At 67.6% G+C, this 14,870-nt stretch carries 15 protein-coding genes, 1 tRNA gene, 1 pseudogene and 1 riboswitch; of the genes and pseudogenes, 3 read left to right on the top strand and 14 right to left on the bottom strand.

Features of this window, described 5'->3' with window-relative positions; all coding sequences use genetic code 11:
- Window positions 1–203 precede the first annotated feature (203 nt).
- The 4 genes from OKW87_RS10390 to OKW87_RS10405 form a co-directional block, all read right to left on the bottom strand.
- The gene (locus OKW87_RS10390; RefSeq protein ID WP_265539239.1) at window positions 204–1,133 is read right to left on the bottom strand and encodes an ABC transporter substrate-binding protein; all 930 of its coding nucleotides are present in this window, start codon (window positions 1,131–1,133) and stop codon (window positions 204–206) included.
- A complete protein-coding gene (locus OKW87_RS10395; RefSeq protein ID WP_265539241.1) occupies window positions 1,133–1,675 on the bottom strand; it encodes a hypothetical protein in 543 nt (180 codons plus the stop codon). Before OKW87_RS10395 ends, OKW87_RS10390 begins: the two co-directional genes overlap by 1 nt.
- A 170-nt stretch (window positions 1,676–1,845) precedes the next feature.
- Window positions 1,846–2,100, bottom strand: a riboswitch (cobalamin riboswitch).
- Between the two features lie 37 nt (window positions 2,101–2,137).
- Window positions 2,138–3,724 carry a glycoside hydrolase family 43 protein gene (locus OKW87_RS10400; protein WP_265539243.1) on the bottom strand — a complete coding sequence of 529 codons (1,587 nt, stop codon included), beginning with the start codon at window positions 3,722–3,724 and terminating at the stop codon, window positions 2,138–2,140.
- Between the two features lie 233 nt (window positions 3,725–3,957).
- Window positions 3,958–4,050: transfer RNA gene (locus tag OKW87_RS10405), tRNA-Ser, on the bottom strand.
- 153 nt (window positions 4,051–4,203) lie between these two features.
- Between OKW87_RS10405 and OKW87_RS10410 the strand changes: the two genes are divergently transcribed.
- Both OKW87_RS10410 and OKW87_RS10415 read left to right on the top strand, forming a co-directional pair.
- A complete protein-coding gene (locus tag OKW87_RS10410; RefSeq protein WP_265539244.1) occupies window positions 4,204–4,953 on the top strand; it encodes a DUF1134 domain-containing protein in 750 nt (249 codons plus the stop codon).
- A 29-nt stretch (window positions 4,954–4,982) separates the two neighbouring features.
- Window positions 4,983–5,258 carry a DUF1294 domain-containing protein gene (locus OKW87_RS10415; protein ID WP_265539246.1) on the top strand — a complete coding sequence of 92 codons (276 nt, stop codon included), beginning with the start codon at window positions 4,983–4,985 and terminating at the stop codon, window positions 5,256–5,258.
- On the opposite strand, the gene OKW87_RS10420 is transcribed toward OKW87_RS10415, so the two are convergent.
- Genes OKW87_RS10420 through OKW87_RS10430 form a run of 3 tightly spaced genes read right to left on the bottom strand, consistent with a single transcriptional unit; the run spans window position 5,255 to window position 7,881 of the window.
- Window positions 5,255–6,037, bottom strand: coding sequence for an energy transducer TonB (locus OKW87_RS10420; protein WP_265539248.1), 783 nt, complete (start codon window positions 6,035–6,037; stop codon window positions 5,255–5,257). The genes OKW87_RS10415 and OKW87_RS10420 overlap by 4 nt on opposite strands.
- Window positions 6,038–6,094: 57 nt before the next feature.
- Window positions 6,095–6,559 (bottom strand): SRPBCC family protein, encoded by a 465-nt coding sequence (locus OKW87_RS10425; RefSeq protein WP_265539250.1) that lies wholly within the window; start codon window positions 6,557–6,559, stop codon window positions 6,095–6,097.
- Window positions 6,556–7,881 (bottom strand): dihydroorotase, encoded by a 1,326-nt coding sequence (locus OKW87_RS10430; protein ID WP_265539252.1) that lies wholly within the window; start codon window positions 7,879–7,881, stop codon window positions 6,556–6,558. The genes OKW87_RS10425 and OKW87_RS10430 overlap by 4 nt, the downstream gene beginning before the upstream one ends.
- A gap of 44 nt (window positions 7,882–7,925) precedes the next feature.
- Here OKW87_RS10430 and ygfZ point away from each other — a divergent pair, with 44 nt between their 5' ends.
- On the top strand, window positions 7,926–8,684 hold the full coding sequence (gene ygfZ, locus OKW87_RS10435; protein WP_265539254.1) for a CAF17-like 4Fe-4S cluster assembly/insertion protein YgfZ: 759 nt from the start codon (window positions 7,926–7,928) through the stop codon (window positions 8,682–8,684).
- 18 nt (window positions 8,685–8,702) lie between these two features.
- Here ygfZ and OKW87_RS10440 read toward each other — a convergent pair whose 3' ends face one another.
- The 7 genes and pseudogenes from OKW87_RS10440 to OKW87_RS10470 all read right to left on the bottom strand — a co-directional run bounded on the left by OKW87_RS10440 (window position 8,703) and on the right by OKW87_RS10470 (window position 14,809).
- A complete protein-coding gene (locus OKW87_RS10440; protein ID WP_265539256.1) occupies window positions 8,703–9,590 on the bottom strand; it encodes a hypothetical protein in 888 nt (295 codons plus the stop codon).
- Window positions 9,591–9,708: 118 nt separating this feature from the next.
- Complete coding sequence (locus OKW87_RS10445) at window positions 9,709–10,833, bottom strand: OmpA family protein (RefSeq protein ID WP_265539259.1); 1,125 nt, start codon at window positions 10,831–10,833, stop codon at window positions 9,709–9,711.
- Between the two features lie 108 nt (window positions 10,834–10,941).
- A pseudogene (locus tag OKW87_RS10450) lies at window positions 10,942–12,351 on the bottom strand (phage major capsid protein).
- Between the two features lie 143 nt (window positions 12,352–12,494).
- Window positions 12,495–13,004, bottom strand: a complete 510-nt coding sequence (locus OKW87_RS10455) for a lyase (protein WP_265539261.1) — start codon at window positions 13,002–13,004, stop codon at window positions 12,495–12,497.
- Window positions 12,991–13,404 (bottom strand): HK97 family phage prohead protease, encoded by a 414-nt coding sequence (locus tag OKW87_RS10460; RefSeq protein ID WP_265539264.1) that lies wholly within the window; start codon window positions 13,402–13,404, stop codon window positions 12,991–12,993. Before OKW87_RS10460 ends, OKW87_RS10455 begins: the two co-directional genes overlap by 14 nt.
- Window positions 13,401–13,709 (bottom strand): DUF6127 family protein, encoded by a 309-nt coding sequence (locus tag OKW87_RS10465; RefSeq protein WP_265539266.1) that lies wholly within the window; start codon window positions 13,707–13,709, stop codon window positions 13,401–13,403. The genes OKW87_RS10460 and OKW87_RS10465 overlap by 4 nt, the downstream gene beginning before the upstream one ends.
- Window positions 13,706–14,809 (bottom strand): phage portal protein, encoded by a 1,104-nt coding sequence (locus tag OKW87_RS10470; RefSeq protein WP_265539268.1) that lies wholly within the window; start codon window positions 14,807–14,809, stop codon window positions 13,706–13,708. The genes OKW87_RS10465 and OKW87_RS10470 overlap by 4 nt, the downstream gene beginning before the upstream one ends.
- Between the last annotated feature and the right edge of the window lie 61 nt (window positions 14,810–14,870).

Here is a 14,870-nt window from a genome sequence, read left to right on the forward strand (position 1 = left end):
AAGCGCTCGGGGAAAATGCACCGATAAACATGAATTTGGGAAGCCCGGCCTTATCGAAAGGAAAATCGTCCGGGCGATGACCTCGCGGCCTGCCCGGCATGGAAGAACAGCTTCTAAACGATCGCCATGTCCAAAAAGTGCCTTCGCGGTCCTAACCCTCCCCGCCTAGCTTCGAATTGCGGCGCTGAAAAGCCCGGCTCGGTTCATCCCCGCCGTGGCAGGCGGAGCCATCGGCGGTCGGCAGGGTCCGGCCGGTTGTCGTCGAGGCATTGGGCGATGATCTCGGCCGATTCGACCAACCGGGGCCCCGGCCGGTTGAAGAAATGATGCCCGTCCGCCACGAAAACGCGGCCCTGGCGCACCGCCGAGAGATCGCGCCAGCCGGGCCGGTCGACCAGCGGCGCAAGGTCGCCCAGCGTCTGCGGGATCCGGTATCCACACGGCATCATCACGATCACGTCGGGATCGGCGGCGATCAGCGTATCCCATTCCAGCCAGGGCGAATGCTGCCCCGCCACGGCGAACAGCGGCTCGCCCCCGGCCAGTTCGATCAGCTCGGGGACCCAGTTTCCGGCCACCATCAGCGGATCGATCCATTCGATCGCGGCGACCGTGGGCCGCAGTCCACGCCCAGCCGTGCGCGCCTGCAGCGCATCGAGCCGCGCCCGAAGCCGCTCTACGGCGCGCTCGGCTTCCTCCTCAGCGCCCACCGCCTCGCCGACACGCGCAAAGTCTCCCCACACGTCGCCCAGATCGTCCGGCGCCAGCGACACCAGGGTCGGCGCGGTTCCCACCCAGGCGGCGAGCGAGTCCTCGAGATCGGCCGGCGTCACCGCACAGACCGCGCATTGCGACTGGGTAAGGATGACGTCGGGGCGCAGCGCGCGCAGCTGCTCCGAATCGACCGCATAGACCGAGAGCCCTTGCTGGACGATCTCTTGCACGCGCCGGTCGATCTGCAGCGAGGTCAGCCCCTTTTCCAGCTTGGTCGAGGTCAGCACCGGGAGGGCCGCGACGAAGGGCGGGAAATCGCATTCGTGCGAACGGCCGAGCAATTGCTCGCCGAGCCCCACCGCCACGGCAATTTCGGTTGCGCTCGGCAGCAGCGACACCACCCGGGGGAGCGCGGCCATCAGCGCAGCCGCGGCGCGAGCGCAGGCCCGAACAGCCGCGGCGCGGCCCGCGCGAGGAGCGTGTAGAATGCCACCAGTCCGCTCAACCACAGCGCATCGTTGGCGAGGATCTGCAGCACGATCGAGGGCGCGAAGGTGCCGGTGCCGCCGGCAAGAAGCGAGAAGAGGAACAGGAACCCCTCATAGGCAGCGAAGGCGAATGCGAACACCGCCACCAGTCGCGAGGAAAGCGCCGCAGCATCACCGATCGTGCGGCGCGCGACCAGCATGGCGACCACGCTCGCCGCGCCCAGCGCCAGCCCCCAGACCATTGCATAGGCGGTGAACGGATAGCCGAGCATCGCGAAGCCGAGCAGCTGGTTGACGGCCCACACCCCGGCCACGGTCACCAATGCCTGGGCACGCGGCATCGTCGCCCCGGCAAGCGTCGCGACGGCGACGAAGGGCATCATACAGGCGGTGGCGAGCGTGCCGAGGATCGCCGCAAAGGCAAGCGCAAGCGGCCAGGCGATGCCGACAGAGTCGGATGGTTTGACAGTCATAGAAATGATTCCCGGCGTCGAGCGACCAGACCGGGGCGTCCGCGCGAACGGTCGGCCGGTGCCGACAATCGGACGCGTGAGCGACCGCCGACCTCAGCCGATGCGGCCCCAGCCGCACGTTCGTCGCTCAGACGAAACCGTTTCGCGCCTGGCCAATCCCATGGACCCGGCAAGAGCGACACGCGCCGGTCGGTCTCCTGGCTCGCGGGTCGTCACGGGATAGGCGCCTTCCCAGCGGATCGACTCCGTCGACCCATCCAGTGGCTGCGGACCGTCGCCGATCCGCGTGCACATCCTGCTCGCCGCTTACAGTTGCAGGGTCAGCCGCAGAATTGCCCGGCATTGCCCGAGCGCACTGCGTTCCCGTTACCGGTGCGATCTGCCGCCCGCCGAATCGGACGACACCGATCGGCTAGCAAGAGAGAACCGATTCTGCAATCGCCGCGCATGCGTCCCGGCGGGTCAGCGCGCTCTCCGCCCCCCGGCTGACGGAAGCGGGGCGAGCGTGAAGCTGTCCACGTCGAGATAGCCTGCGCCGGGCGCTGGATTGTAACAGGACAAAGCAAATTGCACGCCCTGGAAAGTGCCGGTTTGCCAGTCGAACGCCAGCGGGAAGTTACCGCCGACCTCGTGCCAGCGCTGCCCGTCCAGGCTGTAGCCCAGCCGGCCGATGTTCCGCACGAAATCGGTATCGGTCCGCAGCCACAGCCGCGCGCCGCTGATCGGAACCGCGGCCTCGCGTACGGTGATTTCGGGCCCGTTCACCGTCGAATCGGTGACTCGCATCGTCAGGGCATGGGCGCGCCCGGCCTGCCCGAGGACCGAAAGCTGCGCGCTGATCTTGCCGAAGGTGCCGAAGCCGCAGACGTCGCCCGGGCGAATGCCGGCCAGATCGAGCTTCACGACCGCGCGCGACGCCGGCCCCTGTGCCTTCTGCGTCAGCGTGTTGCGGGCCAGCCAGATATTGTCCGCCGCCGTGGCATGGAGCCGCAGCCATCCCGGACGCGCGGTGAGCGACCACCGGGCGTCGTCCGGATTGTGGTTCCAGCGCCATTGCAGGCCGAGCGCAGCCGAGGAGAAGACGTCGGACGTGGCGGGTTCGGCAAAGGGCTGCCCGGCGATCGGCTTGGCGGCGCGATCGGGCACTCGCCCGGGCGCTTGCGGCGTGCCCCAGACCGGCCAGTCGTCGACCCAATGGACCGGGCTGAGATTGGTCATCCGCCCGATCGGCCCTGCGTCGTACATCACGAAACCGAACCAGCGACCGTCGGCAAGGTCCACCAGTGCGCCCTGGTGCCCGCCGGTGCGGTCGCGCGTGCTGATCGAGGGGCGGGTCTCCCACGGGCCGGTCAGGCTGCGCGCGCGCGAGACCGTCATCGACAGCCGGCGCGGGATTGCGTTGAACAGATAATAATAGCCCGCCCGCTTGATCAGGTGCGATCCCTCCGCACCCTCATTGTAATGAACGACTTGGGCGGCCTTCACGGCGCTGTAATCATCGGTCAGGGTCAGCAACGTCACCGTGCCGTCGGAGCCCTCGGCGGTGACGATATAGCCCGTGCCGTCATCGTCGAAGAACAGGCCCGGATCGAATGCCTCGCGGTCGAGGACCGAATAGGTCCATGGGCCGCTGATCTGCTCGGCGCGATAAAGTCGCGTCTTTTGTCCGACAGGGGTTATCGCCAGATAGAATTTGCTGCGATGGTGACGCAGGCTGGCGGCATAGAAGCCGCGGCGATAGTCGCCCCCCTCCTTCAGGTCATAGCGCGGGTTGCCGTCCAGCCGCGGCTGGACATGCGTCGCCAGCCGCCAGTTCACCAGATCGCGCGAATGGAGGATCACCACGCCGGGGGCGTTCACGAAAGTGGTGGAGACGAAGTAGAAATCCTCGCCCACCCGGATGATGTCGGGATCGGGATAATCGGCGAACAGGACCGGATTGCGATAGGTGCCGTCGCCCTGGTCCGATTGCCAGACCTGCGCCGTCGCAGGTGAGACCCCCGTCAACAAGAGCGCCACCGCCGCCGTCGCCGCGCTACCCCGCCGCATTCCCACTCCCTTCACCGTTCACGGCAGCCGCAAAACCATGCCGCGCCACCCCGCTTTGGCTCAGCTTAGACATGGAACGGACCGGGGTGCCCATATATTTCGCCCGATCGACGAACAGCGATCATGATGCATTGTTTCGCGGGACGGGCGATGCGCGAAGAGTGCCGCAAAGCGAAGAAGCAGCGCGCGCCGCAACCCCGATGGGCCCAAGAGTTTGAAATATATGCCAAAATTGGCGGAGACGGAGGGATTCGAACCCTCGGTACCAGTAATCCCAGTACGGCGGTTTAGCAAACCGCTGGTTTCAGCCACTCACCCACGTCTCCGGGAACGCCCGAAGTGGTGCGCTATAGCGACGGTCTTTCGCGGTATCAACGCAAGAACCGCCCCAACGCAAAATCGACTCGAGTCGTCGCCCGTTCATTGCGTGGTCATACCGGCAGGGATAGCCTTCGCGGCTGGTTCATGGGGGTGTTGCGATGCGCGTGCGAAGCTGGATGCTATGGGCTGCTGCCGCCGCCCTGGGCCTCGGCGCGGTGCCGGCTTCGGCACAGGTGACCACGATCGATCCGAACAGCGCGATCGATTCGGATCTGCAGACCCCGCCCCCCGTCGACCGCGCGCCGCCGCCGCGCGACGAAGGCGCCTATCAGGAGTCCCCGATCGCCGCGCCCCCCCGCGAGACGCTGCCTCCCGCACCCGATGCGGCCCCCAACACCAACAGCAACATGCGCGCGCAGGCCACCGACACGTTTGAGCGCGACGATCTGATCGGCGCCGCCGAGGGCGTGTTCGGTCGGGGCGCCTCGGGCCTCGCCGGGATCATCGAGGATATCCTGAAGGAACAGGGCAAGCCCAACGCCTACATCGCCGGACGCGAGGGTTCGGGCGCGGTCGGCGTCGGGTTGCGCTACGGCGCGGGCCAGCTGTTCCACAAGATCGAAGGCGAGCGGCAGGTCTTCTGGACCGGCCCCTCGATCGGCTTCGATCTGGGCGGCGACGCCAACAATGTCTTCGTCCTGGTCTATAATCTCTACGACACCCAGGATCTCTACAAGCGCTTCCCGGCGGGCGAGGGTCGCGTCTATTTCGTCGGCGGCTTCTCGGCGAGCTATATGCGCCGTGGCGACGTGGTTCTCATCCCGGTCCGGCTCGGCGTCGGCTGGCGGCTGGGGATCAACGCCGGCTATATGCGCTTCAGCGAAAAGCGGCACTGGCTGCCCTTCTGACGATGGCGCGCTTCGGCTAGGCCGGCGACATGCTGCTGTATGCCGTCCCGGTCCTGCTGCTGGTCAATCTGCTGACCTTTCTTCGCTTCCGCGACGACAAGCGGCGCGCAATCGCGGGCGCGCGCCGCATTCCGGAAGCCGATCTGCTCGGGTTGGCGCTCATCGGCGGCACGCCCGCCGCCTTCCTCGCCCGCGCGCGCTTTCGTCACAAGACCCGCAAGCAGCCCTTTTCGACCTTCCTCTATTTGATCGCTGCCATCCAGGTCGGCGCGGCGATCGGGCTCCTCGTCCCGACGCCGGGCTAAAGACCGAAAAGCCCCCGCCTGCGCCTGGGCGGCGGCGGCGGATCGGCGGGCTCGCGCTGGATCGCCCAGCTATGATTCTCGACGATTACCGCCGGCACCGCGCGCCCCCGCGCATCGCGCGACGGTCGAAAGCGGAAGCGCTCGCGGATCAGCCGGCAGGTCGTCGCATCCAGTTCGCGGCTGCCGCTCGATTGGGTGACCTCACAGTCGACGACTCGCCCGTCGGTCCACACCGTGTAGCGCACGCTGACCGTCCCGCTGATCCCCGAGTCGGCCGCCCCCTCGGGATAGTCCGAATCGCGCAGGTTCCCGCGCACCCAGCGCGGCGCCGTCTCCGAACCACCGTCGCCCGAGCCATCGCCCCGACCGCCACTCCCTCGACCATCGCCCTCGCCGCCGCTGCCCGTGCCGGGCCCGATCACCTCCGCGCTCCCCGCCGTCGCGGCGCTGCCCACTCCCGCGATCGGCGCGGCGGCGATCGGCGGAGGGGGCGGCAGGACGAGCGGCGGTGGCGCGACAATCTCGGTCGGCTCGGCGCGCAGATTGGGCGGCGCTGCGGCGCCTTCGGGTTTGCTGCTGCGCACCCGGTGCGGCTTTATCCGCTCAACCGGCGGGGGCGGCTCCAGGCCGATCTCGAATAGCTGTAGGTCGTCGGCAGGTGCCTGCCCGCCGCGTAGCGCGAGCCCCGCGATCAGCGCATAGCCCAACATAACGGTAAGCGCGGCCGCGCCCAGGGCAGCCCGGCCTCGTTCGAACGGCGTGGATCGGCGATAGGTCATGTGTCGGCTCTCAAGCCATCCAACGCATGAACGATCGATTGCGCCGCTCCGATGCGCTCAGCCGTTCGCCTCGACGAAGCAGGCAAGATTGGCGAGCGAGGATTTGAGGCCAGCCACATGGTCCTGCTTGCGGATCCCGGCGGGGACGTTGTCGCAGGCGATCGCGACCCGCGTCGCGTCGCCGGCGGCTTCGAACGTCCAGCTCATCACCATCGTGCCCGCGAAGGCCGGATCTTCGGCTTCGAACTCCGCCGACTGGATGATCTTCACGTTCGGGACCAGCGCCAGGTAGCGCACCTCCACCACGTCGCCATCGTCCGAGGTCTTGCCGGGCGCATGCGCCTCGTCCTGATAGGTCAGCGCCATCCGATAGCTGCCCCCCGGGCCGGCATCGAAGTCGAGCATCTCGCCCGTCATCCCCTCCGGCGGCAGCCAGCGCACCAGCGCCGCGGGATCGACGAACGCCGCATAGACCCTTGCCAGCGGCGCCCGGATCAGCCGCGATGCACGATCGGTCCTCAAGGGTATTCGACGCTCTCGAAGCGGATCGGCGCGCCCGTCGCCGCCTCGGCAAGCGCGCCGTCCCACATCACCCGGCGGCCGCGCACGAAGGTGCCGATCGGCTTGCCGGTAATCGCCATGCCGGTGAAGGGCGACCAGCCGCAGCGCGAGGCGAGCCAGCTCTGCTCGATCGTCCAGCGCGCCTTCAGGTCGACGATTGTGAAATCGGCGTCATAGCCCGCCACGATCCGTCCCTTGCCGACAATCCCGAAGATGCGCTGCGCCCCGGCGCTGGTCAGCTCGATCAGCCGCTGCAGCGTCATCCGCCCTTCCGCCACATGATTGAGCAGCAGCGGCAGCAGCGTCTGCACGCCGGGCATCCCGCTCGGGCTCGCCGGATATTCCTGCGCTTTCTCTTCCAGCGTGTGCGGGGCATGGTCCGATCCGATCACGTCGGGTACGCCCTGGTTCAGCCAGTGCCAAAGCCCGTCGCGATGCGCGCCCGAACGGATCGGCGGGTTCATCTGCGCGAGCGTGCCGAGCCGCGGATAGGCCTCTTCGCCCGCCAGCGTCAGATGCTGCGGCGTCACTTCGCAGGTCGCGATGTCCTTGTTCTGCCCCAGCAGCTCGAGCTCGGCCGGTGTCGTCACATGCAGCACGTGGATCCGCCGCCGGGCCTCGCGCGCCAGCCGCAGGATGCGCCGCGTCGCCAGGATCGCGCTTTCGTCGTCGCGCCACACCGGATGCGACGAGGGGTCGCCCGTGATCCGTTCCCCCAGCCGCTCCTGCATCCGGAACTCGTCCTCGGCATGGATCGCCACGCGGCGATGCCCCGCGGCGAGCACTCGCGCCAGATTGGCGTCGTCGGAGACCAGCAGGTCGCCGGTCGAGGCGCCCATGAAGATTTTGACCCCCGCGGTCCCCGGCATCCGCTCGAGCTCGGCCAGGCTCGCGGCATTATGGTTGGTCGCGCCGACATAGAAGGCATGGTCGCACCACATGCGATCCTTGGCGCGCGCGAGCTTGTCGGCGATCGCCTCGGCGCTGTCGGTATTGGGCTTGGTGTTGGGCATTTCGAACACCGCGGTCACCCCGCCCAGCACCGCCGCCCGGCTGCCGGTCTCGAGGTCCTCTTTCGCCACGAGTCCGGGCTCGCGGAAATGGACCTGCGTGTCGATGACGCCCGGCAGGATGTCGAGCCCGGTGCAGTCCACCGTCTCGCCCGCATCGCCGACCTGGCCGATCGCGACGATCCGCCCGTCCCGGACGCCCACATCGACGTCGGCCGGGCCACCGGGCAGATGCACGCGTCCGCCGCTGAGCTTCAAATCCACGTTCGTCATGCCCGCCTCTTCCGTCCAGCCTCGCGGCCTCCTACCTCTTAGCCATGCCCGAGACCACCCCAAGCGAAGCCGCCACCCGCCTCCCCGACCGGGCGTTGCTGCGCATCTCGGGCGAGGATGTCCGCGGCTTCCTCCAGGGACTGGTGACGCAGGATCTCGCGTCGGTGACCCCCGAGACCCCGCAATATGCCGGGCTGCTGACTCCGCAGGGCAAGGCGCTGTTCGACTTCATCTTATGGGCGGATGGGGAAGCAATCCTGATCGATTGCGAGACCGGGCAGCGCGATGCGCTCGCCCGCCGCCTGTCGATCTACCGCCTGCGCCGCCCGGTCGCGATCGAGCCGATCGACGGCGGCGTCCACTGGTCTACCGGCGGCACGCGCGGCGTCCCCGACCCCCGCCTCGCGGCGCTAGGCCGGCGCTGGCTCGGTCCAGCGGAAGGCGCGCCGGCAACCGGCTGGCTCAAGCACCGCTTGTCGCTCGGCGTCACCGAAGGCGCGGCCGAGCTGGGCCAGGACAAGACTCTCTGGCTCGAATCCAACGCCGCCGAGCTGAACGGCGTCAGCTTCACCAAGGGCTGCTATGTCGGCCAGGAAAACACCGCCCGCATGCACTACCGCGCCAAGGTCAACCGCCGACTGATGGTCGCGCCGCTGGGCGAGCCCGGTGAACGGACTCGCGCGGTCTATCCCGAGCTGGACCTGATGGTCGAGCTGCGCCGGGTGGAGGCGCTGGCAGATGCGCTGGTGCCGGACTGGTTGGGGCGCGCGCTGGCGACCGGCGGCGTTGACCCGGCCGCCTGACGGCCGAGTCCTTGTACTTCAGCCCGCGGGCCCGCCGGTTGGACAGTCCAGGTCAGCGGCATACACGCGCCATCCGGCCACGGTTGCCTGCCGCTCGCGCTCCGATCCGCCATTGTGGATGGCGCCGAACGACCTGCCGGTGATCTGGTTGAGAATGGCCTCGAGCCCATCCACGACCAAGGCTGGCCCATAGTGACGCATGCCCTCAAAAGCGTCTGCGGCGCGATTTACAAGGCTGATGTGCGGATCATTCAGTGGACGACGATCGTCCATCACGGCGATGATCGCGGGAACCGCGGGAGTGCCGAGCTTCTCGAGCCTTTGGAAGATGAGGCGCTGCTCGACACGATCCGCGCGGCCTAGCCGCGAGACCAGCTCGACCACCTCGTCGAAGTGCGGCCGTCGCGGGTCCGGGCGCCACGTCGATAGGATTCGTTCTTGGCGCGCTACCTCGGCCCGAACCGCCGCAAGCGCGATCTCGCTGGTGGGACGAAATGCGTCGGGCGTGGATCCCGCAAAGAAGAGCTGTGGCCCTGCCTCATCGACTTGCACGAGGAAGGAAAGCGAAAGGGACCCGGAGCTATCGGCGAGCTGCTTTAAGGACGGGCTGTAAGTACGATCCTCAGAATAATGCCGCACGGTCAGGATGGAAGGGGCGCTACCTTTTATGATGTGTTCGACTTCAAGCGGGATTGAAATGTAGGACTGGCTCGGCGCAGCCATAATCGGGCCGCGCGCTCCAATTGGAATCGAACCGGCCACAATCAGGTGCGAGCTTGCGACAAGCCGAGCAAGGTCGAAGCTTGCGGGGCAGCCCACCGTTTCCATCTGCGGATGCGTCCAGCCGGCCGGACTCGCAAGGCCCAGCAACCAGCCAGCAAGCCAGCCCAACATGCCTTGGATCATGGAATTTCCTTCGTCTGCTGCAGAGTCAGCCAGAAGCCGCTGCCCGATTATCAAAGAAAAAGGGAGGCCGGTTTCCCGACCTCCCTCAATCTTGTCAGTCCTGACGGACCGGCGGGGCTTAGTTGCCCGAACCGGGACCGTACATGACTTCCACGCGGCGGTTCTGCAGCTCGCGAACACCGTCGGCGGTCTCGACGCGCGGGCGGCTTTCGCCGAACGCTTCGGTCGAGATAACCGTCTCGGGGATCGTGCGCGTCAGATATGCCTTAACGGCATCTGCGCGGCGCTGCGACAGACCGACGTTGTAGCTTGCCGAACCCGAGCGATCGGCGTGACCTGCCAGCATGACCTGCGCGTTACCGCAGTTCTGGTAGTTGCTGATCGCATTGTCGAGGATGCTTGCTGCTTCCGGCGTGATGTCCGACTTATCCCAGTCGAAGAACACGATATACGGTCCGGGAGTGCACTGCACGGCCTGGGGCACGGGTGCCGGCTCCGGCGGCGGCGTGTAAGCCGGGGCAGGGGCGGGCTCGGGCGGAAGCGGAGCGGGCTCCGGCGCGCCGAAGTTGAACACCAGGCCACCCATGATGCTGTGCGACCGATAACGGCCGTACCAGGGACGACCGGCTGCATCGACCAGCTCAACGCCGGGTGCGTTGAAGAAGCGATACTTCAGCGACACGTCGATATTGTCGTTGATCGGAGCGCGAACGCCCGCAATCGCCTGCCATGCAACGACCGTATCCGAATCGTCGATGAAGTCGCTGCGCGTGTTCAGACCCAGGCGGGTCTTGACGCGAGCAACACCGAGGCCGGGGCCAACGAAGCCCTGAACGCCGTCATCGTCACCGAAGTCCCAGAGCGCATTGACCATGAAGCTGAGCGCCGAGCTGGTGCCGCCTGCATAGTCATACGCACGAGGAACGGCCGCGACGTTGGCGCCAGCCGCGTTTACGATCGGGAGCGGAACCCCCGAACGAACTCCGGTCACGTTCGCCGAACGATAGCCGACTTCGGCTTCGAGGCGGACGGGGCCCAGGTCATAACCCACAGTGCCGGCAACGTCATAGCCGGCGCGATGATCGACGCTCACGGTGTCCTTGACACCCGAAACGTCCCAATCGATATCTTCGACCAGCATCGCGCCGCCTTCGACACCCACATACCACGCATCGTCGCGGGCGAGGGCGGGCGTGCTCAGCGCGGTCGTCGCAAGTGCCAGTGTAAAGGCAAGCTTCCGCATCATAATCCCCTTTCTTAGTTGTCACTACGGACAGCGACAAACTCACTACCGAAACGAGGGTTTCCGCGCAAGCGCACAAATCCGAGGGTGTTGCATGTGGGCCACAGGTTAGTCGACTCCGACCAGACCATGCACACGCAAAGCACCCAGGACTGCGGTAATCGCAGCCCTCGCTTCGGCATCAACCACCATCCCCCCTTCGGGTTCCACCACAGGTGCCGCTCGTGGCCCAACCACTTGCAGACCCTCGACAAATTGTTTTCCATGAAGCTCCGCGAGCCGCCATTCGCCCGTGGAAAAGACCGCGAAGCCACCCGCCGCGCCCCTCCAGACCCGCATTCCCTCGCGAGGAGCAAGGAATCGCCAGCCGCCTTCGCCCCATCCCGCAAGCGAATCGGCATTGCCGGCCCAGGCGCCGGTCGGCGCGTTGCCGACGATCCAGCAATCGCCGGGCGCGGGATCGTCGGGCGGTGCGTCGAGCGGCCCGCTTATCACCGCACCTTGCACGGCGATATCGAGCAGCGCCGTCGCGTAGAAATGCACGAACGGCTTGTTCGAATAGGGATCGCGCAAAATCTGCGTCTCCCCCCGCTCGGCGATCAGATAGCCGGCCCGGAAATTGCCGAATGCGATCGACAGCGAGTTCGCCGCCACGTCGGGCATGTCCTCGGCCTCGACCACCGGATAGCCAAGCAAGGTCGCCGGCTGCCCGGCGGCAAGCGAAGGCGCCCACAAAAACGCCCCGTCGCTCGTCTTGAACTTGCGGATCCGCGCCAAAGTCGCCGAATTCATCACCCAGCTCGCCCCCTGGCGATACGGCGTGCGCAGCGACTGGACGAGGTCGATCAACTTCTCCTCGGGGTTCGCCGAGAAGGCCCCCGCCGCCCCGCTCGCCAGATATTGCAGCGTCCCGAACGCGCGCACCCCGTCGCCGGTCGCCGCGGTCGGCGCGGCCAGGAAGCCCTTCGGCTTGTTGGTCCCGTTGCCGCCCACGAACGCCGCGCCCTCCGCCGCCGCGAACTCGCGCGCTACTTCGCCCGCCAGCCACTGCTCGACGTCGAACGCCACGTCGTCGAGCATCGCCTGGCTCGCCGCCGGATTGGCGTAGAGATCGCCCATCGGCGGCGCGATCTCGTTGAACACCGGCGTATCGGTCTCGTCGCGCGCCGCGGTCTCCGCCGCCCAGCCGCTCTCGAAACCGCCGCTCGTCACCAGCTTGCGGTAGCCGCTCGACCCGACCTTCACGACATTGGCGATCGCCCGAATGGGCGAGATCGCCTACAGCGTCGCATCGATCGTCGCGTCGATCTCCTGCGGCACCGCATAGCCGCCAGCGGCATCGCTCGCGCCGCTCAGCGCCTTCATCTCGAGCGCACCCGCCCCGGCGCGCAAATAGCCCTCGAACGCCGCACTCCCCACCGGCCGTCCCCCCGCCAGCATCGGCCGAACCGGCGGCAGCCCCGCCTGCTCCACCGCGTCGAAGCTCGCCTCGATCGCATCCGCCTTCACCTCGATCATGTCCTTCTCCCGCTCACACCAAAAAACTCCTCCCCGAGCTCGCTCGGGGAGGGGGACCGCCCGCAAAGCGGGTGGTGGAGGGGCCCCGCCGCAGGCGATTCCCCCGATTGATAGATCTAATCGCTGTGCTCGACAGGGCACGGCTAGCCGAGCATGCGCCACTCCGGCGGCACACCGCTCGAACAGCACTCCAACGCCTCCCGCAATGTCGCGTCGAACGCGTCATCCCGGTCTGCACCGAGCTCGGCGACGATCGCTTCCAGCGCCGGCATTAGCGAGGCATCGGCCACGATAGCCGCAGCCTCCAGCACCATCGAGGAGATCCATTCACCCTCGAGCAGCGCCGCGACCCGCGGCAGTGCCGTCACCCGGTCGCGCACTGCCACGCCAATCAGCGCTTCTAAACTCGCCTCATGATGTGGATCGTCCATGCCTGCCACGAGCGCGGCGCGCACCTCCGGCGTGTCGAGGCTCGACTGCTGCAACAGGCACAATGCCCAGTCGCGATTGGCCGCGTCGGCATCTCGCGTCAGGGAGATCAGCTTCGCCGCCCGCCAATCCTCCGTTGGCCCGCCCGACAGCGGCAGTTCGCGACGGATCAAGTCGCGCAAGAACGCAGACGGGGGTCGATAGCCTTCCTTATTGTCGCTCATCCCGCATTGTCGCAATTTCCTTTGGCAAATCGCAAGCCACCGCATGCACCCGCGCCAGCGGCTGCATCGGGCTCGCCACCAGGCTCACCTCCAGCAGCTGCAGCTCGGATATCTCGCGCAGCCGCCCGCGCGTCGCCTGGCGAACGCGGTAGCCGAATGACAGCCCGTTCACCGCGCCCTTCGCGACCAGCGCGGCCAGCGCCGGCGCCTCGACGCGCCCGATCACCCGCAGACCGCGGCTATCCTCCTCGAGCCCCTCGATCGCCCCCACCGGCTCCCCGCGATGCTGCCAAAGCAACGGCACCGTCCCAGACAGCCGGAACGCCCCCCGCCGCACCACGTCGCCCCCGCGATCCGGAGCATCGAACACCGCCGCATATCCCGCGAACCGCACGCTCACTTCAGCCAGCCCGGAAACCCCAGCTTCACCGCCAGCCCGACCAGCAGCAGCGCCGCGCCCATCCGCCCGACCCAGGCGAAGGCCGCCTTGAACGCAGACTTCTTGGCATCGCGCCACGATCCCAGCAGTTCGCGCAGCTCGGCCATGTCCTTCGCCGCGCCCAGATCGGCGAGCCCCAGCCGCGCCAGCGCCCGCTCCGCGCCCAGCTCGCCGGCTTCCTCGGCGATCGCGCGCAGCGTCGCCAGATCGGCGCCGTCCTCCTTCGCCTGGCGCATAAGCTGCGCCAGCACACCCGTCTCGCTCATAGCCCCAATAGCTCCCTTCGCTCCGCGTCGGTCAGGAAACCTGCCGCGCTCACCTGCCGCCACAGCCGTTCGCGGTCCTCCGCCAGCGCGGTCACTCGATTCAGGTCCGGCCGCAGCCAGGCATCGGCGAACCAGCCGCCCAGCGCCTGCCCCAGCCCGCTCAAGATCGTGTCGGCCACCGGCAAAATTGCCAGCCGCCACAAGGCGCGGTTGGCCTCGCGATAATTGGCATAGGCATTGTCCCCCGGCAGCCCGAGCAGCATCGGCGGCACCCCGAAGGCCAGCGCGATCTCGCGCGCCGCCGCGGCCTTGAGCCCGACGAAATCCATGTCCGCGGGGCTCAGGCTCATCGCCTGCCATTTGAGCCCGCCCTCGAGCAGCATCGGCCGGCCGGCATTGCTCGCCCCGGCAAACCCCGCCTCCATCTCGCGCTTGAGCCGCTCATATTGGTCGGGCGACAGCACCGCGCCGTCGCCGCCGTCATAGACCAACGCCCCCGAGGGCCGCGCGGCGTTGTCGAGCAACGCCTTGTTCCAGCGCGTCGCGGCATTGTGGATCGCCACCGCGCCCGCCGCCGCGCCCAAACAACCGAGCCCATAATGGTCGTCGACCGGCGAAAAGGCCTTGATATGCACCACCGCCGGCCGCCCGCTCGGATCCTCCGCGACCAGCCGGCTGACATGCTCGCCAACCCGGTAGCGATAGGCCAGCGGCCAGCCCCCCGCATCGGCCTCCACCGTCACCCGCTCGGGCCGCAGCGCGAACAGTTCGGCCACCCGCCCCTCGCCGTCGGCCAGGATCTGGAGATAGGCATTGCCGTGCAGCAACAAATGCGCCGCGACGCTCTCGATCAAAACCTGCCCGCCCGATCGCGCCTGCGCCAGCGCCACCAGCGCCGGATCGCTCGCGAGCAATGGCATCCCGCCGATGCCCTCGCTCACCAGCTTCACCGCGCGCTGCACCACGGGATTGTGACAATAGCCCTCGCGCACCTGCGCCTCATAGCTGCGCGGCCATTCGCCGAACGCCGCGGTCATTCCCCCACGCGCCAAAGGCGGCCGAGCGCCCTCACGCCCGGCCTTGCGTCCGAACCATTTCATGGCTGTCTCCCGATTTCGAAAGGCTCGCGCGAGCCGCAAGCCACCCGTCACCCCCGCGAAG

Source organism: Sphingomonas sp. M1-B02 (assembly GCF_026167525.1).
Taxonomy (GTDB): domain Bacteria; phylum Pseudomonadota; class Alphaproteobacteria; order Sphingomonadales; family Sphingomonadaceae; genus Sphingomonas.

Coding starts and splice junctions, on each gene's coding strand:
- OKW87_RS10390 (WP_265539239.1), bottom strand. CDS start 1,133: ATGGCCGCGCTCCCCCGGGTGGTGTCGCTGCTGCCGAGCGCAACCGAA.
- OKW87_RS10395 (WP_265539241.1), bottom strand. CDS start 1,675: ATGACTGTCAAACCATCCGACTCTGTCGGCATCGCCTGGCCGCTTGCG.
- OKW87_RS10400 (WP_265539243.1), bottom strand. CDS start 3,724: ATGCGGCGGGGTAGCGCGGCGACGGCGGCGGTGGCGCTCTTGTTGACG.
- OKW87_RS10410 (WP_265539244.1), top strand. CDS start 4,204: ATGCGCGTGCGAAGCTGGATGCTATGGGCTGCTGCCGCCGCCCTGGGC.
- OKW87_RS10415 (WP_265539246.1), top strand. CDS start 4,983: ATGCTGCTGTATGCCGTCCCGGTCCTGCTGCTGGTCAATCTGCTGACC.
- OKW87_RS10420 (WP_265539248.1), bottom strand. CDS start 6,037: ATGACCTATCGCCGATCCACGCCGTTCGAACGAGGCCGGGCTGCCCTG.
- OKW87_RS10430 (WP_265539252.1), bottom strand. CDS start 7,881: ATGACGAACGTGGATTTGAAGCTCAGCGGCGGACGCGTGCATCTGCCC.
- ygfZ (WP_265539254.1), top strand. CDS start 7,926: ATGCCCGAGACCACCCCAAGCGAAGCCGCCACCCGCCTCCCCGACCGG.
- OKW87_RS10440 (WP_265539256.1), bottom strand. CDS start 9,590: ATGATCCAAGGCATGTTGGGCTGGCTTGCTGGCTGGTTGCTGGGCCTT.
- OKW87_RS10445 (WP_265539259.1), bottom strand. CDS start 10,833: ATGCGGAAGCTTGCCTTTACACTGGCACTTGCGACGACCGCGCTGAGC.
- OKW87_RS10455 (WP_265539261.1), bottom strand. CDS start 13,004: ATGAGCGACAATAAGGAAGGCTATCGACCCCCGTCTGCGTTCTTGCGC.
- OKW87_RS10465 (WP_265539266.1), bottom strand. CDS start 13,709: ATGAGCGAGACGGGTGTGCTGGCGCAGCTTATGCGCCAGGCGAAGGAG.
- OKW87_RS10470 (WP_265539268.1), bottom strand. CDS start 14,809: ATGAAATGGTTCGGACGCAAGGCCGGGCGTGAGGGCGCTCGGCCGCCT.